Annotated in this window: 16 protein-coding genes; 12 read left to right on the top strand and 4 right to left on the bottom strand. The window is 65.0% G+C overall.

Features of this window, described 5'->3' with window-relative positions:
• Positions 1 to 281: 281 nt before the first annotated feature.
• The 7 genes from CL52_RS12380 to CL52_RS12350 all read left to right on the top strand — a co-directional run bounded on the left by CL52_RS12380 (position 282) and on the right by CL52_RS12350 (position 6,114).
• A complete protein-coding gene (locus tag CL52_RS12380; RefSeq protein ID WP_041106491.1) occupies positions 282 to 1,031 on the top strand; it encodes an electron transfer flavoprotein subunit beta/FixA family protein in 750 nt (249 codons plus the stop codon).
• A complete protein-coding gene (locus tag CL52_RS12375; RefSeq protein ID WP_043220954.1) occupies positions 1,031 to 1,975 on the top strand; it encodes an electron transfer flavoprotein subunit alpha/FixB family protein in 945 nt (314 codons plus the stop codon). Before CL52_RS12380 ends, CL52_RS12375 begins: the two co-directional genes overlap by 1 nt.
• 110 nt (positions 1,976 to 2,085) lie before the next feature.
• Positions 2,086 to 2,889 carry a substrate-binding periplasmic protein gene (locus CL52_RS12370; protein ID WP_043220951.1) on the top strand — a complete coding sequence of 268 codons (804 nt, stop codon included), beginning with the start codon at positions 2,086 to 2,088 and terminating at the stop codon, positions 2,887 to 2,889.
• A 10-nt stretch (positions 2,890 to 2,899) separates the two neighbouring features.
• Complete coding sequence (locus CL52_RS12365; RefSeq protein ID WP_041106606.1) at positions 2,900 to 3,256, top strand: DUF4398 domain-containing protein; 357 nt, start codon at positions 2,900 to 2,902, stop codon at positions 3,254 to 3,256.
• A complete protein-coding gene (locus tag CL52_RS12360; RefSeq protein ID WP_041106486.1) occupies positions 3,253 to 4,056 on the top strand; it encodes an OmpA family protein in 804 nt (267 codons plus the stop codon). The genes CL52_RS12365 and CL52_RS12360 overlap by 4 nt, the downstream gene beginning before the upstream one ends.
• Before the next feature lie 109 nt (positions 4,057 to 4,165).
• Entirely contained in the window at positions 4,166 to 5,626 is a 1,461-nt protein-coding gene (locus CL52_RS12355) for an aminotransferase-like domain-containing protein (RefSeq protein ID WP_043220949.1), read from the top strand.
• Positions 5,623 to 6,114, top strand: coding sequence for a hypothetical protein (locus CL52_RS12350; RefSeq protein WP_043220947.1), 492 nt, complete (start codon positions 5,623 to 5,625; stop codon positions 6,112 to 6,114). The genes CL52_RS12355 and CL52_RS12350 overlap by 4 nt, the downstream gene beginning before the upstream one ends.
• A 10-nt stretch (positions 6,115 to 6,124) precedes the next feature.
• On the opposite strand, the gene CL52_RS12345 is transcribed toward CL52_RS12350, so the two are convergent.
• Positions 6,125 to 8,710, bottom strand: coding sequence for a bifunctional diguanylate cyclase/phosphodiesterase (locus tag CL52_RS12345; RefSeq protein WP_052264565.1), 2,586 nt, complete (start codon positions 8,708 to 8,710; stop codon positions 6,125 to 6,127).
• A 121-nt stretch (positions 8,711 to 8,831) separates the two neighbouring features.
• The gene (locus tag CL52_RS20730; RefSeq protein ID WP_071222523.1) at positions 8,832 to 8,999 is read right to left on the bottom strand and encodes a DUF2897 family protein; all 168 of its coding nucleotides are present in this window, start codon (positions 8,997 to 8,999) and stop codon (positions 8,832 to 8,834) included.
• Positions 9,000 to 9,135: 136 nt separating this feature from the next.
• Between CL52_RS20730 and pyrF the strand changes: the two genes are divergently transcribed.
• Complete coding sequence (gene pyrF, locus CL52_RS12340; RefSeq protein ID WP_043220945.1) at positions 9,136 to 9,831, top strand: orotidine-5'-phosphate decarboxylase; 696 nt, start codon at positions 9,136 to 9,138, stop codon at positions 9,829 to 9,831.
• Between the two features lie 39 nt (positions 9,832 to 9,870).
• Here the strand turns inward: pyrF and CL52_RS12335 are convergent, their stop codons facing one another.
• Complete coding sequence (locus CL52_RS12335; protein ID WP_043220942.1) at positions 9,871 to 10,875, bottom strand: NADP-dependent oxidoreductase; 1,005 nt, start codon at positions 10,873 to 10,875, stop codon at positions 9,871 to 9,873.
• Between the two features lie 215 nt (positions 10,876 to 11,090).
• Between CL52_RS12335 and CL52_RS12330 the strand changes: the two genes are divergently transcribed.
• Positions 11,091 to 11,852 carry an SDR family oxidoreductase gene (locus CL52_RS12330; RefSeq protein WP_041106601.1) on the top strand — a complete coding sequence of 254 codons (762 nt, stop codon included), beginning with the start codon at positions 11,091 to 11,093 and terminating at the stop codon, positions 11,850 to 11,852.
• Between the two features lie 477 nt (positions 11,853 to 12,329).
• Here CL52_RS12330 and CL52_RS12325 read toward each other — a convergent pair whose 3' ends face one another.
• Positions 12,330 to 13,517: a benzoate/H(+) symporter BenE family transporter gene (locus tag CL52_RS12325; RefSeq protein ID WP_043220940.1), complete on the bottom strand. Its 1,188-nt coding sequence runs from the start codon at positions 13,515 to 13,517 to the stop codon at positions 12,330 to 12,332.
• A 224-nt stretch (positions 13,518 to 13,741) separates the two neighbouring features.
• Here CL52_RS12325 and fliE point away from each other — a divergent pair, with 224 nt between their 5' ends.
• The 3 genes from fliE to fliG are packed head-to-tail and all read left to right on the top strand — an operon-like array spanning position 13,742 to position 16,878.
• Positions 13,742 to 14,071: a flagellar hook-basal body complex protein FliE gene (gene fliE, locus CL52_RS12320; protein WP_041106474.1), complete on the top strand. Its 330-nt coding sequence runs from the start codon at positions 13,742 to 13,744 to the stop codon at positions 14,069 to 14,071.
• Between the two features lie 13 nt (positions 14,072 to 14,084).
• Positions 14,085 to 15,869: a flagellar basal-body MS-ring/collar protein FliF gene (gene fliF, locus CL52_RS12315; protein ID WP_043220937.1), complete on the top strand. Its 1,785-nt coding sequence runs from the start codon at positions 14,085 to 14,087 to the stop codon at positions 15,867 to 15,869.
• A complete protein-coding gene (fliG, locus tag CL52_RS12310) occupies positions 15,862 to 16,878 on the top strand; it encodes a flagellar motor switch protein FliG (RefSeq protein WP_041106470.1) in 1,017 nt (338 codons plus the stop codon). Before fliF ends, fliG begins: the two co-directional genes overlap by 8 nt.
• The last annotated feature ends 6 nt before the right edge of the window (positions 16,879 to 16,884 follow it).

Genomic DNA, 16,884 nt, shown 5'->3' with positions numbered 1-16,884 from the left:
AAGGCTGTGATCGTTCCCTGACCGAGCCGGGCGGGGCGCATTATATATAGCTGCCGAAAACGGTCCAATACAAACGTTTGTTTGAATTTTCTGCAAGCCTGCTAGAATCGAGCGCCTGAGGGCTTATGGCGGGCCATATGCGTTGTTGACCCGCTACAGGCCTGCAGTCAAGATACGGGACAGTTTGCGCTCGCCGAACAGCCAGAAGGGCAAAGGAACCCAGGCCTGTGGCCGGTTCGCCTCGGCGAATAAATCTAATCTCCGGAGAGAACGAGGAATCCATGAAGGTTCTTGTAGCTGTCAAACGAGTGGTTGACTACAACGTCAAGGTCCGCGTCAAGGCGGACAACTCCGGCGTTGACCTGGCCAACGTCAAGATGTCGATGAACCCCTTCTGCGAAATCGCCGTGGAAGAAGCCGTGCGCCTGAAAGAGAAAGGCGTGGCCAGCGAAATCGTGGTCGTCTCCGTCGGCCCGAGCGCTGCCCAGGAGCAGCTGCGTACCGCCCTGGCGCTGGGCGCCGACCGCGCCGTACTGGTCGAGTCCGCTGATGAGCTCAATTCCCTGGCGATCGCCAAGCTGCTCAAGGCCGTGGTCGACAAGGAGCAGCCGCAACTGATCATCCTGGGCAAGCAGGCGATCGACAGCGACAACAACCAGACCGGGCAGATGCTCGGCGCGCTGACCGGCTACGCCCAGGGCACCTTCGCCTCCAAGGTGGAAGTGGCTGGCGACAAGGTCAACGTCACCCGCGAGATCGACGGCGGCCTGCAGACCGTCGCGCTGAACCTGCCGGCGATCGTCACCACCGACCTGCGCCTGAACGAGCCGCGCTACGCGTCGCTGCCGAACATCATGAAGGCCAAGAAGAAGCCGCTGGAAACCCTGACGCCCGAGGCGCTGGGTGTGACCACCACCTCGACCGTGAAGACCCTCAAGGTCGAAGCGCCGGCTGCCCGCAGCGCCGGTATCAAGGTCAAGTCCGTGGCTGAACTGGTCGAGAAACTGAAGAACGAGGCGAAGGTGATCTGATGGCTATCCTGGTTATCGCTGAACACAACAACGCGGTCCTGGCGGCTGCAACCCTGAACACCGTGGCGGCGGCCACCAAGATCGGCGGCGACATCCACGTGCTGGTCGCCGGCAGCGGCTGCGGCGCCATCGGTGAAGCAGCGGCCAAGATCGAGGGCGTGTCCAAGGTGCTGGTCGCCGACGACGCGGCCTACGCCAACCAGCTGCCGGAAAACGTCGCGCCGCTGATCGCGCAGCTTGTAGAGGAAAGTGGGGCCAAGAATTACAGCCACGTGCTGGCCCCGGCCACCACCAACGGCAAGAACTTCCTGCCGCGCGTGGCGGCGCTGCTGGATGTCGACCAGATCTCCGAGATCATCGCCGTTGAAAGCGCCGACACCTTCAAGCGCCCGATCTACGCCGGCAACGCCATCGCCACCGTGCAGTCCAGCGCCCCGATCAAGGTCATCACCGTGCGTGCCACCGGCTTCGACGCGGTGAACGCCGAGGGCGGCTCGGCGGCCGTCGAGCAGGTCTCCGGCAGCGGTGACGCCGGCAAGTCCGCCTTCGTCGGCGAAGAGCTGGCCAAGTCCGACCGCCCGGAGCTGACCGCGGCCAAGATCGTCGTTTCCGGCGGCCGCGGCATGCAGAACGGCGACAACTTCAAGCACCTGTACTCGCTGGCCGACAAGCTCGGCGCCGCGGTCGGTGCCTCGCGTGCCGCCGTCGACGCCGGCTTCGTGCCGAACGACATGCAGGTCGGCCAGACCGGCAAGATCGTCGCGCCGCAGCTGTACATCGCCGTCGGCATCTCCGGTGCGATCCAGCACCTGGCAGGCATGAAGGACTCCAAGGTGATCGTTGCGATCAACAAGGACGAGGAAGCGCCGATCTTCCAGGTCGCCGACTACGGCCTGGTCGGGGATCTGTTCGAGATCCTGCCGGAGCTGGAAAAGCTCGTCTGAGCCTTTTCGCTCGTGAAAGAACCCGCCTTGTGCGGGTTTTTTCATGGGCGCCTGTCAGGCGGGGCGATGATAAGATCGCCCGGCTTCCCACTCAGCAGAAGGTGTTCTCGATGCGTCTTGCCAAACCGCTCAACTGGGGGCTGGCCGTGCTGGCCCTCGTTTCGTCGGCGGCTACCCTGGCGGCGGGCAAGTGCGATCGGCTGATCGCAACCGGCTCGGCAAACAATCCGCCGTTCATCTGGCGTGACGCGCAGAACGGCAAGCGGCTGATAGGTGCCAACGTCGACCTGCTCGAGCAGTTGGTCGCCAAACTAGGCGTAAAGGTCGAATTGCTGCATACCGGCGACGCCAAGAAGGCGCTCGAAGAGGTTCGCAGCGGTCGGGTCGACATTCTCCTCGATACGCCGTTGCAGGCCGAGCGGCTCGGCGAACTGGATTTCGTCCATCCGGCGATCACGCAGCTGGAGACCTTCGCCTGGGTGCGCAACGAGCCGGGCTTTCTCTATAGCTCGCCTGCCGATCTCGCAGACCGCCGTGGCATCCGCACCGCCGATGGCCCGGTCGAGGAGCCTGTCGCCGAGGGGCTGCCGCTCGCCAAAACGATGCGGCAGGCGCTCAAGCAGCTGCGCAAGGGCGAGGTCGATTTCGTGCTGCACGAGCGCTACAGTGCGCTGGCCAGGCTCGATCGAGCCGCGCTCGAGCAGGTCCAGCGCCTGACGCCCGCCGTCGCGCAGCGCGGCATGCATCTGGCCATCTCGCATGATTCGGCGTGCAACGACCCGTGGCTGCGCGGCCAGCTGGCTTTGCAGATGACCGAGCTGCAAGCGGCCGGCGTGCCTGAGCGACTGCTGGTCGATAACCTGGCGCTCTGGAAGCAGCAGCGCCTGGCACGCGAAGCGTCAACACAGAAATAGGTTGCCTCCGTTGAACAAGTTTTTTTCTCCGACACTGTTACTGCTGGCTGGCCTTTTGTCGGCTTGCGCCAGCGACCCGGCACCCAATGAGCAGCTGCGCCTGACCAGCGAGGCGGTCCAGCAGGCCCAGGCGGTCGGTGCCACCGATGAGGTCGCTGAACTGGCCCTGGCACAGGCCAAGCTGCGCGAAGCCCACCAGGCGATGAAGGAGGGCGATCATCGGCAGGCTCGGCTGCTTGCCGAGCAGGCCGAGCTCGATGCGCGGCTGGCCGAAGCTCGCGTGCTGAATCAGAAGAGCACGGCGCAGCTCGCCGAACTCAAACGCAGCATCGAGCGCGTTCGCGAGCAATTGGGGAGCCTGCAATGAAGGTCACTCGTTCCGCCCTCGGCCTGCTCGCCCTGTCGGTGTCGCTCGCCGGCTGTGCCGATAAAGCGCTGCGCGAGCAGCTCGACCAGGCGTCAGCCGCTTACGAACAAGTCAGCCACGACGCCGATCTGGTGCGTACTGCGCCCAAGGATGTGGCTCGCGCCGGTGAGACGCTCGAGCGCGCCCAGCGCTTTTCTCATTACATCGGGGGGGCTGAGGACGCCCGTCACTACGCCTACCTGAGCCTGAGTTACAGCGAGATCGCCCGGCAGCACGGCGCGTTGCTGGCCAATCAGCAGGAGGCGGTACGCCTGCAGATGGATCGCGAGCGCTTGCGGCGGATGCTGCAGGACGCCCGCCTGCTGAATCTGCAGCAGGGGCAGTGGATGGAAGATCAGCTGATCAGCCTGGCGGCTACTGAAACCGATCGTGGGCTGGTGATGACCCTCGGCGATGTGCTTTTTCGCGCCGGCAGCGATCGTCTGGGCCCGGAGGCCAACCGCACGCTGCTCAAGCTGGCACATTTCCTCCAGCTCAACCCGCAGCGCAAGGTGCGCATCGAAGGCTATACCGACAGCCGCGGCGATGCTCAGGAGAACCTGGAACTGTCTCGAGCGCGGGCCCAGGCGGTGGCCTCGATCCTCACCGATCTGGGAATCGACGCGCAGCGGATCGATGTGCGCGGCTACGGTGAGCAGTTCCCAGTTGCGGAGAATGCCTCGGCGCGTGGACGCGCTCAGAACCGGCGCGTCGAGATCCTGTTCTCCGATCCGCAAGGGCGCTTTGCGCCGGATCGCTAGGCCACGGACGCGTCTAGCGCACTGTTTCGGCCAGATTCGGCGCAACTGTATTGGTGAAAGGTCGTCTGCCTGAGCTACTGTTACGGTTCAGTTGGCGGAGGCAGGGACCATGACCAATCTGTTGCTGTATCAGCGCATCGCGCAACAACTGGCCGAAGATATACGTCGGGGCGTCTATCGGCCCGGCGAGCGTGTGCCCTCGGTGCGCAAACTGAGCATGCAGCTCAACGTCAGCCACGCCACGGTGTTGCAGGCCTACGCCAATCTCGAAGACCAGGGGATGATCAAGGCGCGCCCGCAGTCGGGGTTCTACGTCCATCAGACTCCGATGCTGACGGCCCCCACGCCCGATATTGCGCGTGTCGAGCGGCCCAGCCTGGTCACGCGCAGCAGCATCATCAACCAGGTGCTCAGCGAATGCCGTCGTGAAGGTCTGGTGCCCTTCGGGGCGGCGGTGCCTCACGTCGACTACCTGCCGGTACGCGCGCTGCATCAGCAATTGGCCAAGGTCACCCGCTTTCACAGCCCGCGCGCCTTCAGTTACATGTTCAGCCCCGGTTACGAGCCGCTGCGCAGGCAGGTGGCCATTCGCATGCGCGATGCAGGCGTGGTGGTCGATCCCTCCGAAATCGTCATCACCCATGGCTGTGTCGATGCGTTGCAGATGTCACTGCGCGTCCTGACGCGCCCGGGTGATCTCATCGCCGCCGAATCGCCGACCTACTACGGCCTGCTGCAATTGGCGGACCTGTTGGGCTTGAAGGTCATCGAAATACCCAGCGACCCGGAAACGGGCATGAGCCTGGAGGCGCTCCAGCTGGCGGCGAGCCAGTGGCCGATCAAAGCGCTCGTGCTGACCGCGCGTCTGAGCAATCCGCTGGGTGTGAGCATTCCCGACGGTCGACAAAAGCAGCTGCTGAGCCTGGCGGCTCGCTTCGATATCCAGATCGTCGAGGATGACATCTATGGCGAGCTGCTGTTCGAACAGGGCACCTACAAGGCGCTGAAATCCAATGACCGCGACGGCCGGGTGATCTACTGCTCGAGCTTTTCCAAGACGCTGTCCCCCGGCGTGCGCATCGGCTGGATCGTCGCCGGGCGGCATCAGCCCGAAATCGAGCGCCTGCAGACATTCAGTACCCACTCCGCCTGCAGCGTGACGCAGATGGGCGTTGCCGCCTATCTGGAGAACGGCGGTTACGACCGCCACCTGCGCTTCATTCGCCAGGAGTACCGCAAGAACCTGTCGGCCTTTCAGCTCGCCGTGCAGCGCTACTTTCCCGAAGGCACGCAGATGACTCGGCCCAAGGGCAATTTCATTCTCTGGGTCAGTCTGCCGGCACCGGTCAACACCAAGGAACTGCACGGCCACGCGTTGGAGCAGGGGATCAGCATTGCGCCTGGCCTGATCTTCAGCAACACCGAACAGTTCAACCACTGTATCCGGCTCAATTGTGGCCTGCCCTGGAATGCCGAGACCGAGCGCGCCCTGCGAACCCTTGGACAGCTCGCCCGCCAGCTGTGCGAGAGGGCACAGGTCTCCCGGCAGGATGAGCGAGCGCTGGCATGAGGCGAGCGGTTCTCGGGGGCGGGCTGGTGCTGCTGCTGGCAGCCTGTGACGAGCAGGCTCGGGATGACGTGCCCGCTGCGGTGGAGCGTCCGCCTCGGCCTGCGGCCGAGGAAGGCGCGCCGCCGAGCCTGCGTATCAGCGTGCCGCCGATCGAGCCCGCAGGCAAAGCGAAGCCGCCGGTCGAGATCAGCCTGCCGGAACCGGCCGAGCGTACGCCCGAGCCGCCACCTGCAGCGGAACCCTCGCCGCCCAAACGCAGCGTGGAGGAGGTCGAGCTGGCGGCGCCAAAGCTGGATCTGAGCTTGCCCGAGGCCTGGCCCGAGGCCCTGGAAGAGCCCAGTGGTGAACCTCCGGCCACGCTTCTGCCACCGATGTTCGGGCCCCCGGAGGGGCCTGCCGTGCACATGAGCGGGCGGTTGATCCCGGGAGAGCAGGAGAGCGAGCAGGCTATCGACGGCGCCGAAATCCAGTTCGAATTTCGACGCTGATCCGGCGGCGCTAAGCCTGTGGGCTCGCGCCCGGTTCGCCGTGGTCGAGGAGCATCGCGGCCAATGCCCCGGTGCTCAGCGGCTCGCTCATGTGAAACCCCTGTACCTCGGTGCAACCGTCGTCGAGCAGCAGCTGCAGCTGCTCTTCAGTCTCGACGCCCTCAGCCGTGACACCAAGCTGCAAACCGCGGCCGATCTCGATCAGCGCGCGGACGATGGAGTGGTCCTGCGGGTTGTGCTCGATGGTGCCGACGAAGCTGTCGTCGATCTTGATCACGTCGAAAGGGTAGTGGCGCAGACTGCGGATCGACGAATAGCCCGTACCGAAATCGTCCATGGCCAGGCGCACGCCGAGGGCCTTGATCTCGTTGAGCAGCGAGAGGATGTCATCACTGTTCTGCAACAGGGCGGTTTCGGTGATCTCCAGCTCCAGCCGCTGCGCCGGCAAACCACTGTCGGCCAGTGCGCTACGGAGGTCGTCGAGAAGCCGATCGTGCAGCTGCTGCGGCGACAGGTTCACCGAGACTACCGCATCGCCGGGCCACTGGCGTGCATCGTGGCAAGCCTGGCGCAGCACCCAGCGGCCCAGCGCGACGATCTGCCCACTGTGTTCGGCCAGGGGGATGAACTGCTCAGGCAGCAGCAGGCCGCGTTCGGGATGCTTCCAGCGGACCAACGCCTCGGCGCCGGCGATCCGCAGGTTGTGACTGCGAAACCTTGGCTGGTAGTGAATTTCGAACTGCTGCTCGGCAATCGCGTTGCGCAGCTCCTCTTCGCGTTCGAGGCGTTGCTGCAGGCTCTTGTCCAGTTCATGGCCGTAGAAGCGCCAGGTACCGCGGCCGTCGGCCTTGGCCTTGTACAGGGCCACGTCGGCGCAGCGCAGCAACTCGCTGGCGCTGGTCGCATCGTTCGGCGCGATGGCGATACCGATGCTGGCGCCGACAAAGACCTGGTTGCCGTCGATCTGGAAAGGGCTGGCAACGGTCTTGATTATGCGCGCGCAGAGCTGGTCGATGGCCTGGCGTTCGACCAGTCGGCCAAGGATCATGACGAACTCGTCGCCACCGACCCGCGCGACCAGGTCCTCCTCGCGCGTGCAGCGCTTGAGACGGTGTGCGATGCCGTTGAGCACTTCGTCTCCGGCAGCGTGGCCGAGCATGTCGTTCACTGGCTTGAAACGATCCAGGTCGATATAGAACACCGCCAGCTGGGACTCGCCGCGCTTCTGTGCGGCCAGGCGCGACTCAAGGTACTCGTGCATGCGCGAGCGGTTCGGCAGCCCGGTCAGCGCGTCATGCTGGGACAGGTAGGCAATGCGTGCCTGGGCGCGGGTCTCTTCGGTGATGTCACTGGCCGTGCCGCGGTAGCCGGCCAGCTGCCCGCCGTGCCGAATCGGCCGTGCGACCAGCCGGCAAATGCGTTCGCAACCGTCGGCCGCCCGGTAGCTGCAGCGCAGGGGATGGCGGGGGGCGGCCAGCCATTGCTCGATGGCGGCGTTGTCGGTGATCAACAGGTCGATCAGTGGGCGACCGAGCCACTCTCCGGTCGGGTGCCCGGTGATCTCCTTGAAGCGGTCGGAGAGGTAGCTGAGTTGCGTCTGGGCATCGGTCTCCCAGATCCAGTCCGACGCCGCTTCGGCAACGTCGCGAAAGCGCGCCTCGCTTGCCGCCAAGGCGCGACGGCTGTTTGCCAGGTTCGCATAGCTTTCGTTCATCAGCTCGATGGTGCGCATGGCCTGGCGTGACAGCAGCCAGGCCAACAGCCCAAGGCCAAGGGCGACAAGCAACAGGATCGGCAGGGCGCCCCACAATAACAGCCTTCCCGGGCGCTCGGGTGTCCAGGTCAACAGCAACGGCGCGCCGTTGGCGAAGTCGATGCGCTGGCTCGGTTGTGCACGCGCATCGGCCGGCGAGAGCAGGCGCAGGCCTTCGATGCCGTAATGATGCCCAAGTTTGTCGAGGCGCTCGGCATCGAGCAGGTCGACGAACAGCACCACCGGCGCAGGGCCGGGATCGGCCTCGATCCCGCTGTCGCCCGGGGTGAGCTCGGCGGCGACCACCATGGCCGGCAGTCCTTCGGCCGAGAGCAGGCCAGCGGCAGCGCCATCGTCCGCCGCCGCCGCGTGGGCATTCTCGAGCAGGGCGTCGACCCCGGCGCCGAGCCACGCCTTGAGTTCGATCTGCTGCAGCTCTCCGCGTATGACCGCGTAGCTGACCTTCCCGGAGGGCTGCACGATCAGCAGCGCTTCATAGCCGAAATCGGCATAGAGCGACGGCCCGAAGTTGGCTTGCTGGTAGGCCCAGTCGAGGTCGGGGCTGGGGCCCTTGAGGTGCAGGTAGGCGTCGCCCCAGAAGGCATAGTCGACAATCGAGCGCAGCAGCCAGTCGCGCTCGGTGGCAATGGCCTTGTCCGCGAGGAAGCGCGTCTGGGCGTCGGCGTCGTGGTCGATGCGCAGCGCGATATGCACGATGGCGAATGCCGCAGCCAGGAGCGTGAAAGCGAGCAGGCTGACCATGGCGGGGAGGATACGGCGAGCGAAGGTGGCGTGTAGATCGGGAGGCAGATCGCTGCCGTCGGTATGGGCGGGTACTGACATGAAGAGTTCCAACGAAGTGGCGTATATGATCGCGCCAATGCAGGCCTTTTGCCATCATTCGATGCCGTCGTTCGGCCTTGGCCTGACCGGCGGCTCGGGTACAGGCGACTTCCGCCAGGGCTCAGCGGTCGCGTGCGTCTTCGGCATCGGCCTTGGCATTACGCTCGGCGATACGCTTCTTCTGCTCTTCGGTCAGGGGAATCTTGCGTGCGCCATCGCGCAGCAGCAGCAGGCTGCCAACGATTGAGCCGAGCGCGACCGCCAGAATCAGCCAGAAATACCAGGACATGCACTCACCCTCTGCCAGTTCGGTTCTTTCCGCACTCTAACGTGAGCGCGGAAATCCGGCCATCGCCGGCTGCCCGAAGCGTCGCTGGAGTCGTTTTCTGCGACAATGCGTGGCGAACTCTTCACAAGGCTCTGCCATGACCTGCAAGACTCCCATCATCGTTGCGCTCGACTTCCCTTCCCGCGAGACGGCTCTGGCGCTGGCCGACCGCCTCGATCCGGCGCTCTGCCGCGTCAAGGTCGGCAAGGAGCTGTTCACCCGCTGTGGACCGGCGATCGTCGAAGCGCTGCGTCACAAGGGTTTCGAGGTATTCCTCGACCTGAAGTTTCACGATATCCCCAACACCACGGCGATGGCGGTCAAGGCGGCTGCCGAGCTCGGTGTCTGGATGGTCAATGTGCATTGCTCGGGCGGGTTGCGGATGATGGCCGCCTGCCGGGAAACCCTGGCCGGGGTGAGCGGGCCGGCGCCTCTGCTGATCGGCGTCACCGTGCTGACGAGCATGGAACAGGCGGATCTGGCCGATATCGGACTGGATGTCGAGCCGCAGCAGCAGGTGCTCAGACTGGCCGGGCTGGCAGCTCGCGCAGGGCTCGACGGCCTGGTCTGTTCGGCGCAGGAGGCGCCGGCGCTCAAGCAGCAGTTCGCCCAGCTGAAGCTGGTCACCCCTGGCATTCGGCCGGCCGGCAGCGCGCAGGACGATCAGCGCCGCATTCTCACGCCGGCCCAGGCGATGGCGGCCGGCTCGGACTACCTGGTAATCGGCCGGCCGATCAGCCAGGCGGCCGATCCTGCTGGGGCGCTTGCCGCGGTCGCCGCGGAACTGGCCTGAGTCGACCGGGGCCGGCAGCAGCGCCGGCCCCGCTGAGCATCAGCTCACCTTGAGAATCAGCTTGCCGAAGTTTTCGCCGGTGAAGAGCTTCATCAGGGTGTCCGGGAACGTCTCCAGGCCCTCTACGATGTCCTCGCGGCTCTTGAGCTGGCCGCTCGCCAGCCAGCCGGCCATCTCGCGCAGCGCTTCGGGGTAGCGCTGTACGTAGTCGGTCACCACCATGCCCTCCATCCGCGCGCGGTTGACCAGTAGCGACAGATAGTTCGACGGGCCCTTGATCGCTTCCTTGTTGTTGTACTGGCTGATCGCGCCGCAGATCACTACGCGCGCGCCTACGCTGATCCGGCCGAGCACGGCATCGAGAATGTCGCCACCGACATTGTCGAAGTAGACGTCCACGCCCTTGGGGCATTCACGCTTGAGGCCTGCCGCCACGTCCTCGTGCTTGTAGTCGATCGCGCCGTCAAAGCCGAGCTCGTCGATCAGGAAGCGGCACTTGTCGGCCCCGCCAGCGATGCCGATCACGCGGCAGCCCTTGAGCTTGGCGATCTGGCCGGCGACGCTGCCGACCGCACCTGCAGCGCCGGACAGCACCACGGTCTCGCCGGCCTTCGGTTGGCCAACGGCGAGCAGGGCGAAGTAGGCGGTCATGCCGGTCATGCCCAGCGCCGAGAGGTAGCGCGGCAGGGGTGCCTGCTGCGGATCAACCTTGTAGAAACCCTTCGGCTCACCGAGGAAATAGCGCTGCACGCCCAGCGCGCCATTGACGTGGTCGCCGACGGCAAAGCCGGGATGCTGCGAGGCCACGACCTCGCCCACGCCGAGCGCGCGCATCACCTCGCCGATTCCGACGGGGGGAATGTAGGACTTCGCATCGTTCATCCAGCCACGCATTGCCGGGTCGATGGACAGATATTTGACCTTGACCAGGACCTCCCCGGGGCCAGGCTCGTGCAGGTCCGTCTCGACCAGCTCGAAGGTGTCGCGGGTGGGCGCGCCAACCGGGCGGGTGGCGAGCAGGTATTGCTGATTCTTGTCGTTCATGGCTGCCTCGCGGGTTCGAAAGTGGGTGGTTTAGCCCGCCGGGCGGACCGCTGCAAGCTGATCGCGTCGGTGCGTATGCGTTGGCATCCAGAGCGGTTATATCGACACCGTGGTCCTTATCGAGGCGCGGCGGCGGGCGTATAAACATGACCGATTCGCCGTGCCCGGTCACGTTCGAGACGCGGCGCAGGTTGGACTTTCATAAGGATGACAGCATGAGCATGAAATTCTCCGGCCAGGTTGCGCTGGTCACCGGCGCTGGCGCCGGTATCGGGCGGGCGACTGCCCTGGCGTTTGCCGAGCAGGGGCTGAAGGTGGTGGTCGCCGACATCGACCTGGCGGCGGCCGAGGCGGTGGCAAAGACCATTGTCGACGCTGGGGGCCAGGCATTCTGCGTGCGCTGCGACGTCACCCGTGACGCCGAGGTCCAGGCCATGCTCGATGCGGCCAGGGAACGTTTCGGGCGCGTCGACTATGCGTTCAACAATGCGGGCATCGAAATCGAGAAGGGCAAGCTGGCCGAAGGCAGCGAGGCCGAGTTCGACGCCATCATGGGCGTCAACGTCAAGGGCGTCTGGCTGTGCATGAAACACCAGCTGCCACTGATGCTCGCCCAGGGTGGCGGGGTGATCGTCAATACCGCTTCGGTGGCCGGGCTGGGCGCTGCGCCGAAGATGAGCATCTATTCGGCTTCCAAGCACGCGGTGATCGGCCTGACCAAATCGGCGGCGATCGAGTACGCCAAGAAGGGCATTCGGGTCAATGCGGTATGTCCGGCAGTGATCGATACCGACATGTTCCGCCGCGCCTACGAGGCGGACCCGCGCAAGGCCGAGTTCGCTGCGGCGATGCATCCGGTCGGACGGGTCGGCAAGGTCGAGGAGATCGCTGCGGCGGTGCTTTATCTGTGCAGCGACGGGGCGGCCTTTACCACGGGGCATGCGCTGGCGGTCGATGGCGGGGCGACGGCCATTTAGGTGAAGGTCTTTGGGGTGGGCTGATACTGGGGTGGCAAGAATGGATGAGGATGCTGTTCGGTTCAGTTCCTGATGTTGAACCGATCTCCTAGGGCAACTGAGTTGCCTGGAAAATCAGCATCTTTTCTTCGGCTTTTCAGTCGATTGCACGACCCGTCAGGCGGCTCCAAATGCCCCATCAGGAGGGTGAGCGCAGTCGTTGCGTAGAGGGGCGAGCCGCAGGGACGCGGCGAGAGTCGTAAAGGGCCAAGGATGGCCCTTGTACGACGACCCTCGGAGCGGCGATGGAGCGAACGAACCCTGCGCAAAGCGCAGGGCCGGATGCAGGGGCAAGCGTTTTTGCTTACTTTTTTCGCGACTGAAAAAAGTGAGTCGCCCAGCAGGGCGAAACCAAGCTTACAGGCAGATCGCCAGCAGCTAGTGAAGCAGAGCTTTCATTCGACACACTAAGTGGCCAGCTCGATTGCCTACCCCGCCTCAGCCCCGCTTGCTAAGAATCACCAAGGTCAGCACCCCTGCAATCAATCCCCATAGCGCCGCCCCGATACCGAACAGCGTCAGTCCGGACGCGGTGACCATGAAGGTGATCAGCGCCGCCTCGCGCTCCTGAGGCTGCTGCATCGCCTGGGTCAGCCCCGAACCGATCGAGCCGAATAGCGCCAGTGCGGCAATGGACAGCACCAGCGCCGCAGGAAAGGCTGCGAACAGCGCCGCCAAGGTGGCGCCGAAAATACCGGCGATGCCGTAGAACACCCCGCACCAGACGGCCGCCGTATAGCGCTTGCTACGATCGGCGTGGGCCTCGGGGCCGGCGCAGATGGCCATGGTGATCGCTGCCAGATGGATGCCATGCGAGCCGAACGGTGCCAGCAGCAGCGAGGCGATGCCGGTGACCGAGATCAACGGCGAGGCCGGTGCGTCATAGCCCTCGGCGCGCAACACCGCGAGCCCCGGCATGTTCTGCGAAGCCATGGCGATGACGAACAGCGGAATGCCGATGCTGAACACGGCCGCGAAAGACAGCGACGGGGTCGTCCAGACCGGGACCGCAACTTGCAGGCTGAAGCGCTGGAAATCGAGCAGGCCCGCCAGGCCGGCGATGAGGCAGCCGACCAGCAGCGCGGCGAGCACGGCGTAGCGCGGCAGCAGGCGCTTGCTCAGCAGGTAGGTGAAGAACATGCCGAGTACCAGTGCTGGCTGAACCTCCACTGCGCGAAAGATCTCGATGCCGATATTGAACAGCACCCCGGCGAGCAATGCCGCGGCCAGCGAGGCGGGGACCCGGCGCATCAGGCGCTCGAAGCTGCCGGTCAGGCCGCACAGCACGATCAGCGCCGAGGCGAAGATGAATGCACCGATGGCTTCCGGGTAGGGCACGCCCGGCAGGCTGCTGATCAGCAGGGCTGCGCCGGGCGTTGACCAGGCCACGACGACGGGCGTGCGGTAGCGCAGTGACAGGCCGATGCTGCAGATCGCCATGCCGATCGACAGCGCCCAGATCCAGGACGAGATCTGCGCCTCGCTCAGTCCGGCGGCCTGCCCGGCCTGGAACATGAGCACGAGCGAACTGGTATAGCCGGTCAGCATGGCGATGAACCCGGCCACCACGCTTGAGGCTGAGCTGTCGGACAGGGGGCGCAGGGCAGTCTGGGGGGCTTCGGGCATGAGGTGTCGTCTGCTGGGTGGTCGATGGGTTGCGGCGTTAGCCTAAGTGCCGAAGTGTTGCCTCGTCCCGGTACAGCCGGCGGGGCAATGGCCGTAACAGTGTCACGCTCGGCGACAAAAGGCGGGCGGCCGAGCTGCCCTGTCTGCTCTTCTGGCACCCTTGTTGCTATCTACCCCGTGCCTGTCGCGATGCGTCAAAAAAACCGCGGCTGTGGAGGAGATCGATGAGTCAGGGTGTTCAATTCAATCGCTTGATGCTGGAAATGCGGGCCATGCAGACCGATGCCATGGCGCGTACCCGGCCCACGCCCGAGCCGCAGGAGGTCGGTGCGCCGAGCTTCTCGGAGATGCTCGGCGCCGCGGTGAACAAGGTACACGAGACCCAGCAGTCCGCCAGCCAGATCGCTTCGGCGTTCGAGATGGGGCAGGGCGGTGTCGACCTGACCGAAGTGATGATCGCCTCGCAGAAGGCCAGCGTTTCCTTTCAGGCCCTGACCCAGGTTCGCAACAAGCTGGTCCAGGCCTATCAAGACATCATGCAGATGCCGGTGTGAGGCGGTTTGAATTATGGCTGACGCGGTGAGCAACGTTCCGGTACCGGCAGGCGGCGGCGAAGAGAAGAAGCCGCTGCTGGGCTTGTCGTTTCTGGAAAATCTCTCCGAGATGTCGATGCTGCGGCAGATCGGCCTGTTGGTCGGCCTGGCCGCCAGCGTGGCCATCGGCTTTGCCGTGGTGCTCTGGTCGCAGCAGCCCGACTATCGTCCGCTGCTCGGCAGCCTGGCCGGGATGGACGCCAATCAGGTCATGGAGACCCTCGCCGCTGCCGATATCGCCTATACCGTCGAACCCAATTCCGGCGCTCTGCTGGTCAAGGCCGATGACCTGGCTCGCGCTCGCCTGAAGCTTGCCAGTGCCGGCATCGCGCCGACCGACAGCAATGTCGGCTTCGAGATTCTCGACAAGGATCAGGGGCTCGGCACCAGCCAGTTCATGGAGGCGACGCGCTACCGTCGCGGCCTGGAAGGCGAGCTGGCTCGCACCATTTCCAGCCTGAACAACGTCAAGGGCGCCCGCGTGCACCTGGCGATCCCGAAGAGTTCGGTGTTCGTGCGCGACGAGCGCAAGCCGACGGCCTCGGTGCTGGTCGAACTCTATCCGGGGCGGACGCTGGAGCCGAGCCAGGTGATGGCGATCATCAACCTGGTCGCGACCAGCGTGCCCGAGCTGGGCAAATCGCAGGTCACCGTGGTCGACCAGAAGGGCAACCTGCTCTCCGACCAGCAGGAACTCTCCGAGCTGACCATGGCCGGCAAGCAGTTCGACTACAGCCGTCGCATGGAAGGTCTCTACACCCAGCGCGTGCACAACATCCTGCAGCCTGTGCTCGGCAGTGGCCGCTACAAGGCCGAGGTGTCGGCGGACGTCGACTTCAGTGCCGTGGAGTCCACCTCCGAGACCTTCAATCCGGATCAGCCGGCGCTGCGCAGCGAGCAGAGCGTCGACGAGCAGCGCCAGAGCAGCCTGCCGCCGCAGGGCGTGCCCGGTGCCCTGAGCAATCAGCCGCCCGGCCCCGCTTCGGCGCCCGAAAAGGCCAATCAGGCCGCGGCAGCCGCCGGTGCGGTCGCCCCGGGGCAACCGCTGCTCGACGCCAATGGCCAGCAGGTCATCGACCCGGCTACCGGGCAGCCGATGCTCGCCCCCTACCCGGCGGACAAGCGCAAGCAGTCGACCCGCAACTACGAGCTGGACCGTTCGATCAGCTACACCAAGCAGCAGCAGGGGCGGCTGCGTCGGTTGTCCGTCGCCGTGGTGGTGGACGACCAGGTCAGCCTCAACGACGCCGGCGAAACGGTGCGCAAGCCCTGGAGCGCCGACGATCTGGCGCGCTTCACGCGGCTGGTGCAGGACGCCGTAGGCTTCGATGCCAGTCGCGGCGACAGCGTCAGCGTGATCAACACACCGTTCGTCCCGGATACCTTCGACGAGAGTGCGCTGGAGATACCCTTCTACTCGCAGCCGTGGTTCTGGGATGTGGTCAAGCAGGTGCTGGGCGTACTGTTCATCCTGGTGCTGGTGTTCGGTGTGCTGCGTCCGGTGCTGAAGAACCTGACCACGACCGCGCAGAGCAAGCAGCTGCAAGCGGCCGTGGGCGGCGCGGAGCTGGGTGAGGGCGATGACGTCGATTCGGCCCTGTCCAGCGACCGGGTCAGCCTGAGCGGCCCGCAGAACATCATGTTGCCAAGCCCGAGCGAGGGATACGAAGCCCAGCTCAACGCGATCAAGAACCTGGTAGCCGAAGACCCCGGACGGGTGGCGCAGGTGGTCAAAGAGTGGATCAACGCCGATGAGTGACAATCGCATACCGACCAAGCTCAACAAGGTCGACAAGGCCGCCATTCTCCTGCTGTCGCTGGGGGAGACCGACGCCGCCCAGGTGCTGCGTCACCTCGGGCCGAAGGAAGTGCAGCGCGTCGGCACCGCGATGGCGCAGATGCGCAATGTGCAGAAGGCGCAGATCGAGCAGGTGATGGGCGAGTTCGTCGAGATCGTCGGCGACCAGACCAGCCTTGGCGTGGGCTCGGACAGCTACATCCGCAAGATGCTCACCCAGGCGCTCGGCGAGGACAAGGCCGGCGGCCTGATCGATCGCATCCTGCTCGGTGGCAACACCAGCGGCCTGGACAGCCTGAAATGGATGGAGCCGCGCGCCGTGGCCGATGTGATCCGTTACGAGCACCCGCAGATCCAGGCCATCGTCGTGGCCTACCTCGACCCGGACCAGGCCGGCGAAGTCCTGAGCCACTTCGATCACAAGGTCCGCCTGGACATCATCCTGCGCGTGTCCTCGCTCAATACCGTGCAGCCGGCCGCGCTCAAGGAACTGAACCTGATTCTCGAGAAGCAGTTCTCCGGCAATACCAGCACCAGCCGCGCCAGCCTGGGCGGCGTCAAGCGCGCCGCGGACATCATGAACTACCTCGACAGCTCCATCGAAGGCCAGCTGATGGACTCGATCCGCGAGGTGGACGAGGACCTGTCCGGGCAGATCGAGGATCTGATGTTCGTCTTCGACAACCTGGCCGACATCGACGACCGTGGCATCCAGGTGCTGCTGCGCGAGGTGTCCTCGGACGTGCTGGTCATGGCCCTCAAGGGGGCCGACGAGGCGATCAAGGAAAAGATCTTCAAGAATATGTCCAAGCGCGCCGGCGAGCTGCTGCGCGACGACCTGGAGGCCAAGGGGCCGGTCCGCGTCAGCGACGTGGAGAACGCACAGAAGGAAATCCTCACCATTGCCCGCCGCATGGCCGAAGCCGGGGAAATCGTCCTGGGCGGCAAGGGCGGCGAAGAGATGATCTGAGGCGCC

This window comes from Stutzerimonas balearica DSM 6083, from assembly GCF_000818015.1.
GTDB lineage: Bacteria > Pseudomonadota > Gammaproteobacteria > Pseudomonadales > Pseudomonadaceae > Stutzerimonas > Stutzerimonas balearica.
Note: the sequence above shows the minus strand (reverse complement) of the source record. Positions and strands in the feature narration are given on the sequence as shown.